Source organism: Billgrantia pellis, from assembly GCF_008297955.1.
Lineage (GTDB): Bacteria > Pseudomonadota > Gammaproteobacteria > Pseudomonadales > Halomonadaceae > Halomonas > Halomonas pellis.
In genome coordinates this window covers 504,342-523,178 of the sequence record NZ_VTPY01000004.1, presented here as the reverse complement: position 1 = coordinate 523,178, position 18,837 = coordinate 504,342, and the positions used below count along the sequence as shown (strand labels likewise).

Annotated in this window: 16 protein-coding genes; all 16 read left to right on the top strand. The window is 64.9% G+C overall.

Features of this window, described 5'->3' with window-relative positions:
- Positions 1–56 precede the first annotated feature (56 nt).
- The 16 genes from rpsB to dnaE all read left to right on the top strand — a co-directional run bounded on the left by rpsB (position 57) and on the right by dnaE (position 18,416).
- Complete coding sequence (gene rpsB, locus F0A17_RS12700) at positions 57–803, top strand: 30S ribosomal protein S2 (protein WP_149328696.1); 747 nt, start codon at positions 57–59, stop codon at positions 801–803.
- A 177-nt stretch (positions 804–980) separates the two neighbouring features.
- The gene (gene tsf / locus F0A17_RS12695) at positions 981–1,850 is read left to right on the top strand and encodes a translation elongation factor Ts (RefSeq protein WP_149328695.1); all 870 of its coding nucleotides are present in this window, start codon (positions 981–983) and stop codon (positions 1,848–1,850) included.
- A gap of 119 nt (positions 1,851–1,969) precedes the next feature.
- Positions 1,970–2,758: a UMP kinase gene (gene pyrH, locus F0A17_RS12690; RefSeq protein ID WP_149328694.1), complete on the top strand. Its 789-nt coding sequence runs from the start codon at positions 1,970–1,972 to the stop codon at positions 2,756–2,758.
- A 4-nt stretch (positions 2,759–2,762) separates the two neighbouring features.
- Positions 2,763–3,320: a ribosome recycling factor gene (gene frr, locus F0A17_RS12685; RefSeq protein WP_149328693.1), complete on the top strand. Its 558-nt coding sequence runs from the start codon at positions 2,763–2,765 to the stop codon at positions 3,318–3,320.
- A gap of 64 nt (positions 3,321–3,384) precedes the next feature.
- Positions 3,385–4,161, top strand: a complete 777-nt coding sequence (gene uppS / locus F0A17_RS12680; RefSeq protein WP_149328692.1) for a polyprenyl diphosphate synthase — start codon at positions 3,385–3,387, stop codon at positions 4,159–4,161.
- On the top strand, positions 4,154–4,954 hold the full coding sequence (locus F0A17_RS12675; protein ID WP_149328691.1) for a phosphatidate cytidylyltransferase: 801 nt from the start codon (positions 4,154–4,156) through the stop codon (positions 4,952–4,954). The genes uppS and F0A17_RS12675 overlap by 8 nt, the downstream gene beginning before the upstream one ends.
- Position 4,955: 1 nt before the next feature.
- On the top strand, positions 4,956–6,149 hold the full coding sequence (gene ispC / locus F0A17_RS12670; protein WP_149328690.1) for a 1-deoxy-D-xylulose-5-phosphate reductoisomerase: 1,194 nt from the start codon (positions 4,956–4,958) through the stop codon (positions 6,147–6,149).
- 48 nt (positions 6,150–6,197) lie between these two features.
- Entirely contained in the window at positions 6,198–7,556 is a 1,359-nt protein-coding gene (gene rseP / locus F0A17_RS12665; protein WP_149328689.1) for a sigma E protease regulator RseP, read from the top strand.
- 128 nt (positions 7,557–7,684) lie between these two features.
- Positions 7,685–10,027, top strand: a complete 2,343-nt coding sequence (gene bamA / locus F0A17_RS12660; RefSeq protein ID WP_228716903.1) for an outer membrane protein assembly factor BamA — start codon at positions 7,685–7,687, stop codon at positions 10,025–10,027.
- Positions 10,028–10,050: 23 nt separating this feature from the next.
- On the top strand, positions 10,051–10,557 hold the full coding sequence (locus F0A17_RS12655) for an OmpH/Skp family outer membrane protein (protein WP_149328688.1): 507 nt from the start codon (positions 10,051–10,053) through the stop codon (positions 10,555–10,557).
- A 37-nt stretch (positions 10,558–10,594) separates the two neighbouring features.
- The gene (gene lpxD, locus F0A17_RS12650) at positions 10,595–11,638 is read left to right on the top strand and encodes a UDP-3-O-(3-hydroxymyristoyl)glucosamine N-acyltransferase (RefSeq protein ID WP_149328687.1); all 1,044 of its coding nucleotides are present in this window, start codon (positions 10,595–10,597) and stop codon (positions 11,636–11,638) included.
- Between the two features lie 121 nt (positions 11,639–11,759).
- On the top strand, positions 11,760–12,203 hold the full coding sequence (gene fabZ / locus F0A17_RS12645) for a 3-hydroxyacyl-ACP dehydratase FabZ (protein ID WP_149328686.1): 444 nt from the start codon (positions 11,760–11,762) through the stop codon (positions 12,201–12,203).
- Positions 12,200–12,967, top strand: coding sequence for an acyl-ACP--UDP-N-acetylglucosamine O-acyltransferase (lpxA, locus tag F0A17_RS12640; protein WP_149328685.1), 768 nt, complete (start codon positions 12,200–12,202; stop codon positions 12,965–12,967). The genes fabZ and lpxA overlap by 4 nt, the downstream gene beginning before the upstream one ends.
- A 20-nt stretch (positions 12,968–12,987) precedes the next feature.
- A complete protein-coding gene (lpxB, locus tag F0A17_RS12635; RefSeq protein ID WP_149328684.1) occupies positions 12,988–14,226 on the top strand; it encodes a lipid-A-disaccharide synthase in 1,239 nt (412 codons plus the stop codon).
- Positions 14,219–14,830, top strand: a complete 612-nt coding sequence (gene rnhB, locus F0A17_RS12630) for a ribonuclease HII (RefSeq protein WP_149328683.1) — start codon at positions 14,219–14,221, stop codon at positions 14,828–14,830. Before lpxB ends, rnhB begins: the two co-directional genes overlap by 8 nt.
- An 82-nt stretch (positions 14,831–14,912) precedes the next feature.
- Positions 14,913–18,416: a DNA polymerase III subunit alpha gene (gene dnaE / locus F0A17_RS12625; protein WP_149328682.1), complete on the top strand. Its 3,504-nt coding sequence runs from the start codon at positions 14,913–14,915 to the stop codon at positions 18,414–18,416.
- Positions 18,417–18,837: the final 421 nt, after the last annotated feature.

Here is an 18,837-nt window from a genome sequence, read left to right as displayed (position 1 = left end):
GGCGGTCGGATCCATGGGGTGCGTGGAGGCCTAACCCGATTTTTCAGGAGTCATCCATGGCACATGTCAATATGCGCGACCTGCTCAAGGCAGGCGCACACTTCGGTCACCAGACCCGCTACTGGAACCCGAAGATGGGCAAGTTCATCTTCGGTGCCCGTAACAAGATCCACATCATCAATCTCGAGCACACCTTGCCGGCCTTGAACGAGGTCATCGACGTGGTCGAGAAGATGGCGGCGGCCAACAACAAGATCCTGTTCGTCGGCACCAAGCGCAGCGCGAGCAAGATCATCAAGGAAGAGGCCAACCGGGTCGGCCAGCCGTTCGTCAACCACCGCTGGCTCGGTGGCATGCTGACCAACTACAAGACCATTCGTCAGTCGATCAAGCGTCTGCGTGACCTCGAGACCATGCGCGAGGACGGCACCTTCGACAAGCTGACCAAGAAAGAGGTCCTGATGGCAACCCGCGAGCAGGACAAGCTCGAGCGTTCCATCGGTGGTATCAAGGAGATGGGTGGCCTGCCCGACGCGCTGTTCGTGATCGATGTCGACCACGAGCGTATCGCCATCAACGAGGCGAATAAACTCGGCATTCCGGTCATCGGCGTGGTGGATACCAATTCCGATCCGGATGGCGTCGACTATGTCATTCCCGGCAACGATGACTCCATTCGCGCCATCCAGATCTACGTTCGGGCTATCGCCGATGCCTGCGCGCGTGCGAAGGAAGGTCGCCCCGATGAGTTCGTCGAGGTCACCGAGGGTGAAGGCGGCGACGCGACTGCCGCTGCCGAGTAATAACGGCGAAAGGCCCGGGTCGGCAGTGCCGTCCCCGGGCAGGCGATCGCCGGGTGCGATCGCCCTCTTTACCCCCGCCCCGGCGGGGTGGAATTTCACCGGGCCCAGGGTCCGGCGCCCTTATTCCCAGGTCCCAGGTCGAACCGAACCGGGTTCCACTATCAAGAGGTGAATACCATGGCAGCGATCAGCGCCTCCCAGGTCAAGGAACTGCGCGAGCGTACCGGGCTCGGCATGATGGAGTGTAAAAAGGCACTCACCGAAGCCGGCGGCGACATCGAAGTCGCCATCGAGAACCTGCGCAAGAGCTCCGGCCTCAAGGCCGCCAAGAAGGCTGGCCGTACCGCCGCCGAAGGCGCCGTGGCGACCCGCGTCGCCGAGGACGGCAGCTACGGTGTGGTGGTCGAGATCAATTCCGAGACCGATTTCGTCGCCCGTGACGACAATTTCAAGGCTTTCGCCGATCAGGTCGCCGACGCCTTCTTCGCCGCCAAGAGCGAAGACGTCGCCGCCGTGATGGAAGGCGCTCTTGAAAGCGCTCGCGAACAGCTGGTACAGAAGATCGGCGAGAACATCGGTGTGCGTCGTTGCGCCGTCGTCGAGGCGCCGAAAGGCGGGCTGGTGGGCGAATACGTCCACGGTGGCCGCATTGGTGTGCTCACCGTGCTCAAGGGTGGCAACGCCGACGTGGCCAAGGATGTCGCCATGCACGTGGCCGCCATCAATCCGGCCGTGGCGCGTCCCGAGGACATGCCGCAGGAACAGCTCGACAAAGAGAAGGCGATCATCCTGGCCCAGCCCGACATGGCCGGCAAGCCCGAGCAGATCGCCGAGAAGATGGTCGAAGGCCGCCTGAAGAAGTACCTGGCCGAGAACAGCCTGACCGAGCAGCCCTTCGTCAAGGATCCGAACCAGACCGTCGCCGCCTATGCCAAGGCCGCCGGTGGCGAAGTGCTCGGTTTTACCCGCTTCGAAGTGGGCGAAGGCATCGAGAAGGAAGAAGTCGACTTCGCCAAGGAAGTCATGGAACAGGCTGGCCGTCGCTAAGGTCAGAGGTTCCAGCTCGAGACATGGCGTGCGCGCGAGCGCACGCCTTCTCGTATCCGGCCGCTGCGTCGGCCGCTGCTGTAGAGTTGCTTCATCCGTTGACCCTCAGGAGAGACGCCATGGCCCCAGCCGATCGCAGTGACGCCCCCCACGAGCCGGACACCAAGTCCCGGTCCGACAAGTCCCGTACCGACAAGTCGAAGTACAAGCGCATCCTGCTGAAGCTCTCCGGCGAAGCCCTGATGGGGGAGCACGACTTCGGCATCGACCCTCAGGTACTCGACCGCATGGCGCTGGAGATCGGTCAGCTGGTGGGTATCGGCGTTCAGGTCGGCATCGTCATCGGTGGCGGCAACCTGTTCCGCGGTGCCGCGCTCAACGCGGCCGGCATGGATCGGGTCACCGGCGACCACATGGGCATGCTGGCGACGGTCATGAACGCCCTGGCCATGCGCGACGCGCTGGAGCGTTCCAACATCCGCTCCCGCGTGATGTCGGCGATTCCCATGAGCGGTGTGGTCGAGCACTACGACCGCCGTACCGCCATTCGCTACCTGACGTCCGGAGACGTGGTATTGTTCTCGGCCGGTACCGGCAATCCCTTCTTCACCACCGATTCCGCCGCCTGCCTGCGCGGCATCGAGATCGATGCCGACGTAGTGGTCAAGGCCACCAAGGTGGATGGTGTCTACGACAAGGATCCGGTGAAGCACACCGATGCGGTCAAGTACGATCACCTGAGCTACGATGATGCGCTCGATCAGAAGCTCGGTATCATGGATTTGACCGCTATCTGCCTGGTGCGGGACCATGACATGCCGGTCCGCGTCTTCAATATGAATAAGCCGGGCGCCCTGCTGAATCTGGTGATGGGCGGCAAGGAAGGCACGCTGATAGACAGAGGTTGACACCGTGATCAATGACATCCAGAAAGACGCTGAAAGTCGCATGAAGAAGAGCCTCGACGCCCTTCATGCCAACTTCAACAAGATTCGTACCGGGCGCGCGCACTCCAGCATTCTCGATTCGGTCACCGTGGAGTATTACGGCAGCCAGGTACCGCTCAACCAAGTTGCTTCGGTCAACGTGGAAGACGCCCGTACGCTTTCGGTGGTGCCATGGGAGCAGAACATGGTGCCCAAGATCGAGAAGGCGATCATGACCTCCGATCTGGGCCTGAACCCGGCGAGCGCCGGCAACGTGATCCGCGTGCCGATGCCGATGCTCACCGAGGAGACCCGCAAGGGGTACATCAAGCAGGCTCGCGCCGAGGCCGAGAACGCCCGGGTGGCGGTGCGCAACGTGCGTCGTGATGCCAACAGCGACCTCAAGTCTCTGCTCAAGGAGAAGGAAATCTCCGAAGACGAGCAGCACCGCGCCGAGGACGCGATCCAGAAGCTGACCGACAAGTACATTGCCGAAATCGACAAGCTGCTCGAAGTGAAGGAACACGACCTGATGCAGGTCTGAGCGGCGCCGGGTGGGCGCCGTCCCTTGCGCTCCACCCGGTTCTCCCACCCCAATGCGAGACACCATGACGTCAGCGCCGACCTCCGCATCCCAGATGCCTCCCAAACCGCCCGGTGACGACCTGCCACGCCACGTGGCGATCATCATGGATGGCAACAACCGCTGGGCGCGTGCGCGCGGTCTCTCCGGCATTCGTGGCCATCGGGCCGGCGTCGAGGCAGTGCGTGCAGTGATCCGACGCGCCGCCGAGCGTGGCATCCAGACCCTGACCCTGTTCGCCTTCTCCAGCGAGAACTGGCGCCGCCCCGAAGCCGAGGTCCGCGCCTTGATGGAGTTGTTTCTCATCGCGCTCAAGCGCGAGGTGCGCAAGCTCCACGACAATGGCATCCGGCTCTCGGTCATCGGCGACCGCACTGCCTTCTCCGACTCGATCCAGAAGTACATCGTTCGGGCTGAAGAGCTCACCCGTGACAATACCGGCCTGCACCTCGTCGTCGCCGCCAACTACGGCGGGCGCTGGGACATCGTCAACGCCGCGCGGCACTTGGCCGAGCGCATCGCGCGCAACGAGATCGAACCCGATGCCATCGACGAGCACGCTTTCCAGCGAGAACTTTGCCTGGGCGAGGAGGCGCCGATCGACCTGTGCATTCGCACCAGCGGCGAGCAGCGCATTTCCAACTTCCTGTTGTGGCAAATGGCCTATGCCGAACTCTACTTCACGCCGCTGCTGTGGCCGGATTTCAATGGCCAGGCTTTCGACATGGCGATTGATGACTTCTGCCGGCGGCAGCGGCGCTTCGGCATGACCGACGAACAGATCGAGGCAAAAGGTGCTTAGGCAGCGGATCATCACGGCGGCGTGGCTGGCGCCGCTGATGCTGGCCGGCCTGTTCGGCCTTGCCGGTGGCGCCTTCGCCGCCTTCACCGGCGTCATCGTGTTGCTGGCGGCCTGGGAGTGGACCAACCTGGCCGGCGTTACCGTGGCGAGTCGTCGCCTGATGCTGGTGACCGGCCTGGCGCTGCTGATGGCGCTGCTGTGGTGGCTCGGTGCAGCATTGGCCGCCTGGCCGCTGTGGATCGCCGTGGCCGGCTGGGCGATCAATCTCTACTGGGTGGTGCACTATCCGGCAAAGAGCGACCAGTGGGGCTCGACGATCGCGCGACTGGCCATGGGGTTGTGGGTGTTGCTGCCGGCCTGGGTCGGTTTCAACGTGCTGCGCGACATGGGCGGCGTATGGCTGCTGTACGTGCTGCTGCTGGTGTGGGGCGCCGATATCGGCGCTTATTTCAGCGGGCGTGCCTGGGGCCGGCGCAAGCTGTCGCCGGCGGTCAGCCCGGGCAAGTCCTGGGAGGGCGTGCTTGGGGGGCTGGCGGTGACCTTGTCGCTGGCGGTGGTCTTCGCCGTCTGGCAGCGGCTCGGGGCGGTCGGCGGTCTCGGTCTCGTGCTTACCACCGTCGCGGTAACGCTGGTCTCGGTGCTCGGCGACCTGCTCGAGAGCATGCTCAAGCGCTTCCGCGGCATCAAGGACTCCAGCAACCTGTTGCCGGGCCACGGGGGGGTGCTGGATCGCATCGACAGCCTGACGGCAGCGGTACCGCTCCTCGCGCTGCTCTCCCTCGGAGTGCTGTAGCATGAGCCAGGGCAAAAGGCAGCAGACCGTTACGGTATTGGGCGCGACCGGCTCCATTGGCACCAGCACGCTCGATGTCATCGCCCGTCATCCCGAACGCTATCGCGTGCATGCGCTGACGGCGCATCGCTCGCGCGAGACGCTGTTGACGCAGTGTCGCCGGCATCGCCCGGCGCTGGCGGTGCTCGATCACGAGCGCGACGCCGCCTGGCTGCGCGAGCGCCTCGTCGCAGCCGGGCTGCCGACCGAGGTGCGGGCCGGCGTCGGTGCCCTGGTCGAGGCGGCCAGCGCCACCGAGGTCGACGTGGTGATGGCGGCCATCGTCGGTGCCGCGGGGCTATTGCCGACGATGGCCGCGGTGCGCACCGGCAAGCGCGTGCTATTGGCCAACAAGGAAGCGCTGGTGATGTCGGGGGCGCTGTTCATGGACGCCGTGGTCCGCCATGGCGCGACCCTGTTGCCGATCGACTCCGAACACAATGCCATCTACCAGTGTCTACCTTCCGAGCACCGTGGTGGACTGTCTCGCCACGGCGTGACGCAGCTGCTGCTGACCGCTTCCGGCGGTCCCTTCCGCGGATGGCCGGTCGAGCGGCTGGCTTCGGTGACGCCGGCGCAGGCCTGCGCCCACCCCAACTGGTCCATGGGGCGCAAGATTTCCGTCGACAGTGCCACCTTGATGAACAAGGGGCTCGAATTGATCGAGGCGTGCTGGCTCTTCGATGCGCGTCCCGAGCAGGTGCAGGTGGTGGTACACCCGCAGAGCGTGATTCATTCGATGGCCGCCTACAGCGACGGTTCGGTGCTGGCGCAGCTGGGCAACCCCGACATGCGCACGCCGATCGCCTATGGCCTGGCCTGGCCTGAGCGCATTGAGGCCGGCGTCGAGGCCCTCGACCTGTTCCGGGTCGCTCGGCTCGACTTCGAGGCGCCCGATGAAGCGGCCTTCCCCTGCCTGCGCCTGGCTCGGGAAGCGATGGCGGCAGGTGGCACGGCGCCGGCGATGCTGAATGGGGCCAACGAGGTTGCAGTAGACGCCTTTCTCGCCGGTCGGCTGGCGTTCACCGGTATCGGTGAGCTGGTTGAGCGAATCCTGGGGGCACTGCCGATGGAGCCGGCGGGGGATCTTGAAACCATCCTCGAAGCCGACGCGCGGGCACGCCGGGCGGCGCACGATTGGCTGCAGCGGCGCTGAAGCGGTGCGCATGTTCCCTGTTGTCTGTTTGTTGTCAAGGAGAGTGTCTTGGGCCTGATCCAGAATATTTTGGCCATCATCGTGGTGCTGGGGGTGTTGATCACCTTCCACGAGTTCGGCCATTACTGGGTGGCGCGTCGCTGCGGCGTCAGGGTGTTGCGCTTCTCGGTGGGCTTCGGCAAGCCGATCTGGTCCCGTGTCGATCGCCACGGGACCGAGTTCGCCGTGGCGGCGATTCCTCTCGGCGGCTACGTCAAGATGCTCGACGAGCGCGAGGGGCCGGTGCCCGACGAACAGCTCGACGAGGCGTTCAACCGTCAGTCGGTATGGCGCCGGATTGCTATCGTCGCGGCGGGGCCGCTGGCCAACTTCCTGCTGGCGATCGTGGCGTACTGGGCGCTCTTCGTGGCCGGCACCACCACGGTGGCGCCGGTGGTGGGCGATATCGCGCCCGACTCACCGGCCGCGCGCAGCGGCTTGCAGAGCGGCCAGGAAATCGTCGCGGTGGAAGGGGGGGAGGTACGCTCCTGGGACGAGATCAATCTGCGCCTGATCGCTCGAATCGGCGCCAGCGGCGAGCTGACGCTCCAGGCTCGCGACGATGCCGAGTCGGAGCCCCGCGAGCACCGGCTCCCGGTGGAGAACTTCCTGGTCCGCCAGGATCCTCCCCAGCCGTTGGCAAGCCTCGGTATCACGCCTTGGCAGCCGCGTTTTCCCGCCGTGCTGGGGCAGATTGTCGATGGCGAGGCCGCCGCCGAGGCAGGGTTGCAGCCAGGCGACGAGGTTCTCGCCGTGAACGGCAATCCGGTCGACGAGTGGATGGATTTCGTCAGCGTGGTGCGGGCAAGTCCCGGCGAGACGCTGGCGCTGGATGTGGCGCGGGGCGAGGAGCGGTTGACGCTGAACCTCGAGCCCGACCCCAGGGAGATCGAGGACGGTGCGACGATCGGCTACGTTGGCGCCGGTGTGGTGCCGGTGGAGTGGCCCGAGGAGTATCATCGGGAGATTCGCTACGGGCCGCTCGCCGCCATGGGGCAGGCGGTCATGCGCACCGGCGAGATGACCGTGCTGACCCTGGACGCAATCCGCAAGATGCTGATCGGGCTGATCTCGCCGTCCAACCTGTCGGGTCCTATCACTATCGCCCAGATGGCGGGGGATACGGCGCGCACCGGACTTGAGACCTTCGTCAGCTTCCTGGCCTACGTGTCGATCAGCCTGGCGGTGCTCAACCTGCTGCCGATACCGGTGCTGGACGGGGGGCATCTGCTTTATTATTTCGTCGAGGTGGTTCGCGGCCGGCCGGTGTCGGAGCGGACCCAGGCATTCGGATTGCGCATCGGCCTGGCACTGGTCGCCACGCTGATGCTGATGGCGCTCTATTTCGATCTGATGCGTCTCTGGTAGCGAGCGACTCACTCCCCTGTCGGGGACACAGGGAGGTGGAGCTCGGCTCCGCCTTGTCAGTCACCCGCATATATGTATAAGGTGCCCGTCTGGACAGGCAGGCGGATCAACGCGAGCGAAGCGACTGCATGAATATCAAGACCCTCGGACTGGCGGCTCTGCTGCTGGCCGGTTCCAGTCAGGTACTGGCCGAACCCTTTGAAGTTTCCGACATACGCGTGGAGGGGCTGCAGCGAGTTTCCGCTGCCTCCGTCTTCAATGCCTTTCCCATCAGCGCCAGCGACAGGGTGGACGACCGTGAGCTCGCCGAGGCGGCCCGCAGCCTGTTTGCCACCGGCCTGTTCGAGGACATCCAGCTCGCCCGTGACGGCGACGTGCTGGTCATTCAGGTGGTGGAACGGCCGACCATCTCACGGCTCAGCATCAGCGGTAACAAGCAGCTCTCCGAGGAGGACCTGCGCCGCGGCCTGAGCGAGGCAGGCTTGGCCGAGGGTCAAGTGCTGCAGCTCTCCACGCTGGAAGAGATCCAGCGCGAACTCGAGGGGGTCTACCAGGCCCAGGGTCGTTACAGCGCGCGCATCGATACCAGCGTAAGCGAGATCGACGAAGGCCGGGTCCAGGTCGATATCGATATCGACGAAGGTGCGGTGGCCAAGATTCGTCAGATCAACATCGTCGGCAACCGCCAATTCGACGACGAGGAGCTGCGCGATGTCTTCGAACTCAACGACCGCCCCGGGCGCTTCTTCGGCTGGTTCTCCAAGGACGAGTATTCACGCGAAGCGCTGGCCGGTGACCTCGAGCGGCTGCGCTCCTTCTATCTCGATCGCGGCTACGTCAACTTCAACATCACTTCCACCCAGGTCTCGATCAGTCCCGACAAGTCGCAGATCTTCGTTACCGTCAACGTCGACGAGGGCGGCCAGTACCGCCTGGGCGACATTCGCTTCGCCGGCGACTTGCGTATCGGCGAGCGGGAAGCCCGCGAGCTGCTGCAGGTAGAGAGCGGGGAGATCTTCTCGCGCAGTGACGTCACCGCCTCCACCGAGGCGCTGCGCTCCCGGCTGGGGGCCGAGGGTTTCGCCTTCGCCCGGGTCGAGGGCGTGCCCGAGCCGCGGGCCGATGGCGAGACGGTCGATCTCACCTTCAGCGTCGATCCGGGACGCCGTGCCTACGTGCGTCGCATCAACTTCATCGGCAACACCACCACGCAGGACGAGGTGCTACGACGCGAGATGATCCAGATGGAGGGAGCGCCGGCTTCCACCGACTCGATCAGCCAGTCGCGTCGGCGCCTGGAGCGCCTGGGCTTCTTCAGTCAGGTCGAAGTGGAGACCCAGCCGGTGGCCGGTGAACCCGACAAGCTCGATGTCACCTATACCGTCGAAGAGCAGCCCTCCGGCTCGGTCTCGGCGAGTATCGGTTTCTCGCAGAGCGCAGGGGTGATCTACGGCGCGGCGCTGGCCCAGAACAATTTCCTGGGGACCGGCAATCGCGTCAACATCGGTGCCCAGCGCAGTGACACCTTCACCAGCGTCAACTTCGGTTACACCGATCCCTACTGGACTTTGGACGGCATCTCTCGCGGGTACAACATCTTCTATCGCGAAACCGACTACGAAGATTCGGATATCTCGACCTACTCCACCGACGCCTACGGTGCGGGGATCAACTTCGGTTACCCGATCAGCGAACTCTCGCGGCTCAACTTCGGCGCCAGCGTCGAGGATCTGACCATCAAGACCTATCGCGACACCGCCTCCGAGATCGTGCGCTATGCCGAAGAGCAGGGCGACAACGCCCAGAGTCTCAAGCTTACGGCAAGCTGGACGCGCAACAACCTCAACCGCGGCATCATGCCGACCTCGGGCAACTATCAGCGCCTGTCGCTGGAGACCGCCGCTCCCGGCAGCGATGCCGACTACTATAAGCTGCGCGCCCGGGCCCAACAGCTCTTCCCGCTCAACGAGGAGGAAACCTGGACGCTGAAGTTCGGTACCACGCTGGGCTACGCCGACAGCATCGGCAACGACCCCTACCCGTTCTACGAAAACTTCTTCGCCGGAGGGCTGGGGTCGGTGCGAGGCTTCACCGCCAACACGCTGGGTGAGCGCACCACGCCGCGCGAGTCCGGGCGCGACCGCACCCTGGGTGGCAACGTGCTGGTCGAGGGCAGCGCCGAGCTGCTCTTTCCGCTGCCGTTCATCGAGGATCGTCGTTCGATGCAGACCGGTTTCTTCCTCGACGCGGGCAATACCTTCCTGACCAGCTGCTATCCGGTCATGCCCGAAGATGGCCCGTCGAACTGTTCGTCGGGCGTCGACCTGGGCGATCTGCGCTATAGCGTCGGCGTTGGGCTCTCCTGGCTGACCCCGGTGGGACCGCTGACCTTCAGCATCGCCGAACCGCTCAACGACAAGAGCGGCGACGATACTCAGTTCTTCCAATTCTCTCTGGGTCAGACGTTCTGATCCGATTTGCCAAGGGGTACGCCATGCGTAAGTCAATCGTCACCTTCTGCCTGGGGCTGGTCGCGGCGGTGGCATTGCCGGCCCTGGCCGCCGAGGTCGCCGTGCTGGACTGGCGCCAGGCGCTGTTCACCTCTGACGCTGCGCAGCGTTCCATGAGCGAGCTGGAGAGCCGCCTGAGCGGCCAACAGCAGGAAGCGCAGTCGCTGGGTCAGGAACTGTCGCAATTGCAGCAGCGCCTGCAGCAGGAGGGCGAGACGCTACCCGATGCCGAGCGTCGCACGCTGATTCAGGAGTTTCAGCAGAAGGGAAGCCGCTTCGAGCAGCTGCGCCAGCAGATCATGGAGGAGCAGCGAAGCGCCGAAGAAGCTTTCCTGCAGGAGGCGGAGCCAAAGCTGGAGCAGGCCGTGGAACAGGTGATCGAGCGTCACGGCGTCGAGATTCTGGTGGAACCGCAGGGGGTGTTGCACTCCGAGCGGGACCTGCCCAACCTCACGAGTGAAGTGGTCGAAATTCTCAATTCTCTCAACTGATACGGGCGGTCGCCACCGCCACACGATACGGGTTTTCATGACGCACCCTGCCTCTCCCGACTTCACCCTGGCCGAGCTGGCCGAGCGACTTGGCGCCCACCTGGTGGGCGGCGACGAAGCCCGCCGGATGACGGGGCTGGCCACCCTGAAGGAGGCCGGTCCCGACCAGGTCGCCTTCGTCGCCAACCGCTCCTACCTCAAGGACCTGGCCACGACACGGGCCGGCGCCGTGCTGCTTCACTCCAAACACGCCGACGTTTGCCCGGTCGCTCGTCTGGAACTGGACAACCCCTACCTGGGCTACGCCCAGTTGTCGCGACTCTTCGATCCCAGCCTGGCGCCGCCACAGGGAGGCGTTCACCCCACGGCCGTGGTGGCCGATGACGTGGCCATGGGAGATCGGGTCGAGATCGGTCCCAACGCGGTGGTCGAGGCCGGCGTGGAACTTGGTGACGATGTGGTGATCGGGGCCGGATGCGTGATCGGCGCACATACTTGCATCGGCGCCGAGTCGCGGCTCCACCCCAACGTGACCGTCAGCTACGGCGTGGTCATCGGCAAGCGAGCGATTCTCCACAGCGGCTGCGTCATCGGGGCGGATGGCTTCGGTTTCGCCCATGATGGCGGCCGCTGGCACAAGATCGCTCAGCTCGGCGGCGTGGTACTGGGTGACGACGTCGAGGTGGGGAGCTGCTCGAGCATCGATCGCGGCGCTCTTGACGACACCGTGATCGGTAATGACGTAAAGATCGACAGCCAGGTGCAGATCGCGCATAACGTGCGCATTGGCGACCACAGCGCCCTGGCCGGCTGCGTCGGCATTGCCGGCTCCACCCGCGTGGGCAGGAACTGTATGCTGGGTGGCGGCGTGGGGCTGTCCGGCCACCTGACGATATGTGACGGCGTGCAGGTCACCGGCATGAGCCTGGTGACCAACTCGATCCATGAGCCGGGCGTCTACTCTTCGGGTACCGGTGCCATGCCCAACGCCCAATGGCGCAGGAACGCAGTGCGCTTCAAGCAGCTGGACGACATCGCACGTCGCCTGGTACGGCTGGAGAAACGCGACCAGGAGGGTTGAGGCGAGGACGGACGTGGCTATAATCCACGCCTGCCCGTGCCGTATGCGGGTCTTTTCGGGAAGCCGGCCGCGATGCCAATGCTCGCGCAGGCTTCCCAACTTCATTTCAGAGGTCGCTACGATGGTAATGGACATCAACGAGATTCGTGAGTATCTGCCGCACCGCTACCCCTTCCTGCTGGTGGACCGAGTGACGGAACTCGCGCTTGGCGAATCCATCGTTGCCTACAAGAACGTCAGCATCAACGAGCCGTTCTTCAACGGCCACTTCCCGCATCACCCGATCATGCCCGGCGTGCTGGTTCTCGAGGCGCTGGCGCAGGCCTGCGGCATTCTCGGCTTCAAGACGGTCAACAAGCTGCCCGCGGACGGCTATGTTTATTATCTGGTAGGGAGTGACAACGTGCGTTTCAAGCGACCGGTGATGCCGGGCGACTGCCTGGTGCTGGAAGCGAAGGTTGAACGTGAAAAACGCGGCATCTGGAAGTTCGCCTGCCGTGCTACTGTAGACGGCGAGCTGGCCTGTGAGGCCGATATCATCTGTGCCGAGAGGAAGGTTGCTTGATTCATTCCACTGCCATCGTCGATCCGGGGGCATGTCTGGCCGAGGATGTGGAGGTCGGGCCTTTTTGCGTGATCGGGCCCGATGTGGAAATCGGGCCCGGCAGTCGCATCGGCCCCCATGTGGTCGTCAAGGGGCCGACCGTACTGGGGGCGCGAACCCGCATCTTTCAGTTCGCTTCGGTGGGCGAAGATTGCCAGGACAAGAAGTACGCCGGTGAGCCAACGCGCCTGGTGATGGGCGATGACAACGTCATTCGCGAAGGAGTGACGCTGCATCGCGGCACCGCACAGGATCGTGGCGAGACCACCATCGGGTCACGCAATCTGTTCATGGCCTACGTGCACGTAGGGCACGACTGCGTGATCGGCAACGACTGCGTGCTGGCCAACCAGGTGACCCTGGCCGGCCATGTGACGGTGGGCGATTTCGCCATCCTCGGCGGGTTGTCGGCCATTCATCAGTTCTGCCACTTCGGCGCGCATGCCATGGCCGGTGGCGGCTCGATCATCACCAAGGACACCCCGGCCTTCGTCATGATCAACGGCAACCCGGCCCAGGTCCACGGATTGAATCTGGTTGGCCTCAAGCGTCGCGGCTTTTCATCGGAGGCGATCAGGGCATTGAGCGAGGCCTACAAGCTGGTCTATCGGCAGGGCTTCACCGTGACTCAGGCGCTCGAAGAGATTCGTCGCCGTTTTTCGTTGGCCGAGACCGAGACCTTCGCTGCCTCGATCGAGGTGTCGACGCGAGGTATTGTGCGCTGACCGGCGCTGTAGGGCCTGCCATGAGCGAGATCAAGCGCGTCTATATCGTCGCTGGCGAGATGTCCGGCGACCAGCTCGGTGCCAGCCTGATGCGCGCCCTGAAAGCGCGCCATCCGCAGGTGGCATTCCGCGGTATCGGGGGGGCCGGCATGATCGCCGAGGGCATCGATAGCCGCTTCCCGCTGGAAACGCTCTCGATCATGGGATTGATCGAGGTGCTCAAACACCTGCCCGAGCTGATCCGGGTGCGACGCGCCCTGCGTGCCGATGCGCTGGCCTGGGGGCCGGATATCATGATCGGCATCGACGCCCCCGACTTCAATCTGGGACTCGAGCGGCAGCTGCGAGAAGCCGGCCTCACCACCGTCCATTACGTTAGCCCAACGGTATGGGCGTGGCGGCAGGGCAGGGTCAAGGGAATCGCCCGCTCGGTGGACGCTGTGTTGGCCCTCCTGCCCTTCGAAGCGGCCTTCTACGAACGGCATCGGCTGCCGGTGGCCTTCGTCGGCCATCCGCTGGCCGACGAACTGCCGCTGGTCAATGATCGCGCCGGGGCGCGTGCCGAACTCGGCCTACCCTCTGGCGATCCGGTGCTGGCCGTGCTGCCCGGCTCCCGGGCCAACGAAATTCGCTATCTCGGTGAGACGTTCCTCGATGCCGCCGAGCGGCTGTGTCGCGAACGGCCGGCGTTGAGGGTATTGATTCCGGCCGCGACCCCGCTACGCCGCCAGGCACTGGAACAACTTCTCGAATGCCGGCCGCTGCTCGACGAGCGAGTCACGCTGCTTGACGGCCGGGCCCGTCAGGCGATGGTGGCCAGCGACGCTGTGCTGCTGGCTTCGGGTACGGCGGCGCTCGAGGCGATGCTGTGCCATCGCGCCATGCTGGTGGCCTACCGGATGGCGCCGATGACCCATTGGCTGGCGAGGCGGCTGGTCAAGACCGAGTGGATCTCGCTGCCCAACCTGATCGCCCGGGAAACCCTGGTGCCGGAGCTGATTCAGGACGCCGCCACGCCCGAGGCGATTGCCGAGCGCCTCGCGGGGCTGCTCGACGACGAAGAGGAACGCGCCGAACTCGAGTCGCGTTTCGCCGACATGCACGCCGGGTTGCGGCGCAATGCCAGTGCTCGAGCCTGCGATGCCATCGAGGCGCTGGTGGAAGGGCACTCGCTGCCCGCCTCGTTGTCGAGCGAGGAGGGGCTGAGACCGGCGCTGATTGAGCCAGGCGCAAGTCAGGGAGAGAAGAGACATGATTGACTGTCCGTTTCCTTCTCTGGTGGTCGACTATCAGGGCCATCTGCTGGCCGGTGTCGACGAGGTCGGCCGAGGGCCGTTGATCGGCGCGGTGGTCGCCGCCGCCGCCATCCTCGACCCGCTGCGGCCGATCGCGGGCCTGACCGACTCCAAGAAGCTCTCGCCGCAGCGACGCGTCGAGCTCGATGCCGAGATCCGCGACAAGGCGCTGGCCTTCGCCGTGGCCGAGGCGAATCATGCCGAGGTCGACGAGCTCAATATCTACCACGCCACTCACCTGGCCATGCGCCGAGCCATCGATGCGCTGCCGTTGGTGCCGGAATACCTGCTGGTGGACGGCAATCGCCTGCCCGGGCATCATGTCCCCGGCCAGGCGGTGGTCAAGGGCGATGCCCGTCACCCGGCCATTGCCGCCGCCTCGATTCTGGCCAAGGTGGCTCGCGATGCGCAGATGGTGGCGCTCGATGCCCTGTATCCCGAGTACGGCTTCGCCCGCCACAAGGGCTATCCGACGCCTGAGCACCTGGACGCCCTGGAGCGCCACGGGCCCTTGCCCGAGCACCGCCGCAGCTTCGCTCCGTTGAAGGGACAGCTGGCGCTGCTCTAGCACGGTCGGTCAGCCCAAGTTTGCGTTTGCCTGTTCGCCCTGTTTACGTGCGGTTCATTCACTGCCAAGCGCCGAGTCCATCATGACCACGCCTTTCGTACACCTTCGTGTCCACACCGAGTACTCACTGGTCGACGGCCTGGTGCGACTCAAACCGTTGCTCAAGGCCACCGCCGAGCAGGGCATGCCGGCCCTGGCCGTGACCGACGAGGCCAACCTGTTCGGCCTGGTCAAGTTCTACCGCGGCGCCCAGGGCAGCGGGCTCAAGCCGGTGATCGGTGCCGATTTATGGCTCGCCAACCCCCATGATGAAGGGCACCCCTACCGGTTGACACTACTGTCAATGAACGAAGTTGGCTACCGCAACCTCACCGAACTGATCTCGCGCGGTTGGATGGAAGGGCAGCGTCAAGGGCGCGCCGTGCTGGAGAAGACCTGGGTGCTCGCGCAGAGCGAGGGGCTGATCGCGCTCTCCGGCGGTCGCGAGGGCGAGATCGGCCGCCATCTGCTGGCCGATCATCGCGACGAGGCACACGCCCTGCTCGAAGAATGGAAGGCCGCTTTTCCGGATCGCTTCTACCTGGAGCTGACCCGTACCGGGCGGCCGCTGGAGGAGGAGTGCGTGCATCTCTCGGTGGAGCTCGCCGTGGCCTCGGGCACGCCGGTGGTGGCCACCAACGACGTGCGCTTCCTCGAACGAGACGACTTCTGGGCCCACGAGACCCGCGTTTCCATCGGCGAAGGCAAGGCGCTGGACGACCCGCGCCGCGAGCGCAAGTATACCGAAGAGCAGTACCTCAAGAGCCCGGCGGAGATGGCGGAGCTGTTCGCCGACATTCCCGAGGCGCTCGAGAACAGTGTCATGATCGCCGCGCGCTGCAACGTCGACGTGCGCCTGGGCGAGATATTCCTGCCGGAGTTCGAGATTCCCGAGGGCATGACCCAGGACGAGTACTTCCGCAAGGTGTCACACGACGGCCTGACCGAACGCCTCGACTTCCTCTATCCGGCCGAGAAGTACCCGCGCGATGGCGCCGAGTTCGCCGAGATCGACAAGCGCTATCGCGAGCGCCTCGACTTCGAGCTCGACATCATCATCCAGATGGGTTTCCCCGGCTACTTCCTGATCGTGATGGACTTCATTCAGTGGGCCAAGGACAACGACGTTCCGGTGGGGCCGGGGCGCGGCTCCGGCGCCGGCTCGCTGGTGGCCTACGCGCAGAAGATCACCGACCTCGATCCGCTGGAATACGACCTGCTGTTCGAGCGCTTCTTGAACCCCGAGCGGGTCTCGATGCCCGACTTCGACGTCGACTTCTGCATGGAGAAGCGCGACCGGGTGATCGAGTACGTGGCCGACCGCTACGGCCGCAACGCGGTGTCGCAGATCGTCACCTTCGGCACCATGGCGGCCAAGGCGGTTGTGCGCGACGTGGCGCGCGCCCAGGGCAAGCCCTACTCGCTGGGCGACAAGCTCTCCAAGCTGATCCCCTTCGAAGTGGGCATGACCCTGGCCAAGGCCATCGAGGCGGAGCCGGCGCTCAAGGAGTTCGTCGAGAACGACGAGGAGGCCGCCGAAATCTGGGAGATGGCGGTCAAGCTCGAGGGCATCACCCGCGGCACCGGCAAACACGCCGGCGGCGTGGTGATCGCGCCGACCAAGCTGACCGACTTCTCGCCGCTGCTGTGCGACGAGGAGGGCAACGGTCTGGTGGTGCAGTTCGACAAGAACGACATCGAGGAGGCCGGGCTGGTCAAGTTCGACTTCCTCGGCCTGCGCACGCTGACCATCATCGACTGGGCGCTGGAGATGGTCGACAAGGTGCGTGCCGCCAAGGGTGAAGGGCCGCTTGACATCGACAGCATCCCGCTCGACGACGGTCCCACCTTCGAGATGCTCAAGCGCGCCGAGACCACGGCGGTGTTCCAGCTCGAATCGCGCGGCATGAAGGAGCTGATCAAGCGCCTGCTGCCCGACTCGCTGGAGGACATGATCGCGCTTGTGGCGCTGTTCCGCCCGGGACCGCTGCAGTCGGGCATGGTCGACGACTTCATCAACCGTAAGCACGGCCGCGCCGAGATCTCCTACCCGCACCCCGATTACCAGCATGAGTGGCTCAAGCCGGTGCTGGAGCCCACCTACGGCATCATCCTCTACCAGGAGCAGGTGATGCAGATCGCCCAGGTGCTGGCGGGTTACAGCCTGGGCCAGGCCGACATGCTGCGCCGGGCGATGGGCAAGAAGAAGCCCGAGGAGATGGCCAAGCAGCGCGCCGGCTTCATGGAGGGCTGCGCGGCCAACGGCATCGACAAGGAGCTGGCCGGCAACATCTTCGACCTGGTGGAGAAGTTCGCCGGCTACGGCTTCAACAAGTCGCACTCGGCGGCCTATGGCCTGGTTTCGTACCAGACCGCCTGGCTCAAGACACATTACCCCGGCCCATTCATGGCCGCGGTCATGTCCACCGAGATGGACAACCTCGACAAGGTGGTGCCGCTGATCGAGGAGTCGCGGCGTATCGGCCTTACCGTGACGCCGCCGGACGTCAACATCGGCGCCTATAAGTTCACCGTGGATACCGATGGGCGCGTGGTCTACGGCCTGGGAGCGATCCGCGGCGTGGGCGAGGGGCCCATCGGTGCCATCGTCGAGGCGCGCGAGGCCGACGGGCCGTTTGCCGACCTGTTCGACTTCTGCCGCCGGGTCGACCCCAAGCGCATGAACAAGCGCACCTTGGAGGCGCTGATCCGCTCCGGGGCGCTGGATAATCTGGGGCCGAACCGGGCGGTGCTCGCCGCCGCGCTCGACGACGCCATTCGCGCGGCGGCCCAGACCCAGACCAACCAGAACCTGGGCATGATGGATATGTTCGGTGAGGCTTTCGTCGACACCGAGGCCGAGAGCGACCCCTACGAGGCCTATCGTCGTGCCCGCGAATGGACCGACAAGGAGCGTCTGGCCGGCGAGAAGGAGACCTTGGGGCTCTACCTCACCGGGCATCCCATCGACGAGTACGAGAAGGAGCTGGCGCGCTTCGTTTCCACCCGTATCAGCGACCTCAAGCCCTCGCGCGAGCCGCAGCGGGTGGCGGGCCTGGTGGTGGCCATGCGTACCATGAAGTCCAAGCGTGGCGACACCATGGCCTTCATCACCCTGGACGACCGCACCGGGCGCATCGAGGCGTCGCTGTTCGGCGAGCTGTTCGATAGTCTGCGCGGCCAGATCGAGGCCGATCAGGTGCTGATCGTCGAGGGCGAGGTCTCCAGCGACGACTTCTCCGGTGGCCTGCGCCTACGCGGCAAGGAGGTCACGCCGATGGTGGCCGCCCGTGCCCGCTACGGCGAGGCGGTGGAGTTGTCGCTGGACGGCACCCGGGTCAACGGTCGGTTGATCGACTCGCTGCGCGCGAGCCTCACGCCGCACCGCGACGACGGTGGCCTGCCGGTACGGCTGCGCTACCGCAACGACGTGGCCGCCGGCTGGATGGAGCTCGATGCGCAGTGGCGCGTGGCGCCCAGCGACGAGCTGCTGATCGCGCTGCGCGAGGTGGAGGGGCAGGATGGCGTGCGCCTCAAATACCGCTAGGGAAACACTGCACAAATGCCTGCGCGAGCGAATCACTGCGTTGCGCGGTGCTGGTGCGCCAGCCCGGTCGGAATCCTCACATATACCTCATAGGCTCCGGTTGACTCGCAGCCTTCGGCTTCTCGCCCCTTCGGGGCCCAGCCTACGGCTGTTTGTCGCTTCGCTCGGTACTGTGCTCCGTGCGCCTTGTGCTTCATCTCGCTCGTCAATTTGTTCAGCGCTTCCCAAGGCCTGCGAAAAGTGTCTGCGCTCGGTCATACGGCTGCGAGCGGCGCCGGGGACAGGTCGCAGCGGAGGTCTTTTGCCATGGATGGCAAAAGTAGCGCCCAGGGATGGGTTCACAGCGCCTCCGCAGAGACCTGTCGCCGGAAAAGCCGCTGTTCCGCGCCTTGCGCCGTGCGTTGAGGGTGCGATAATGCCC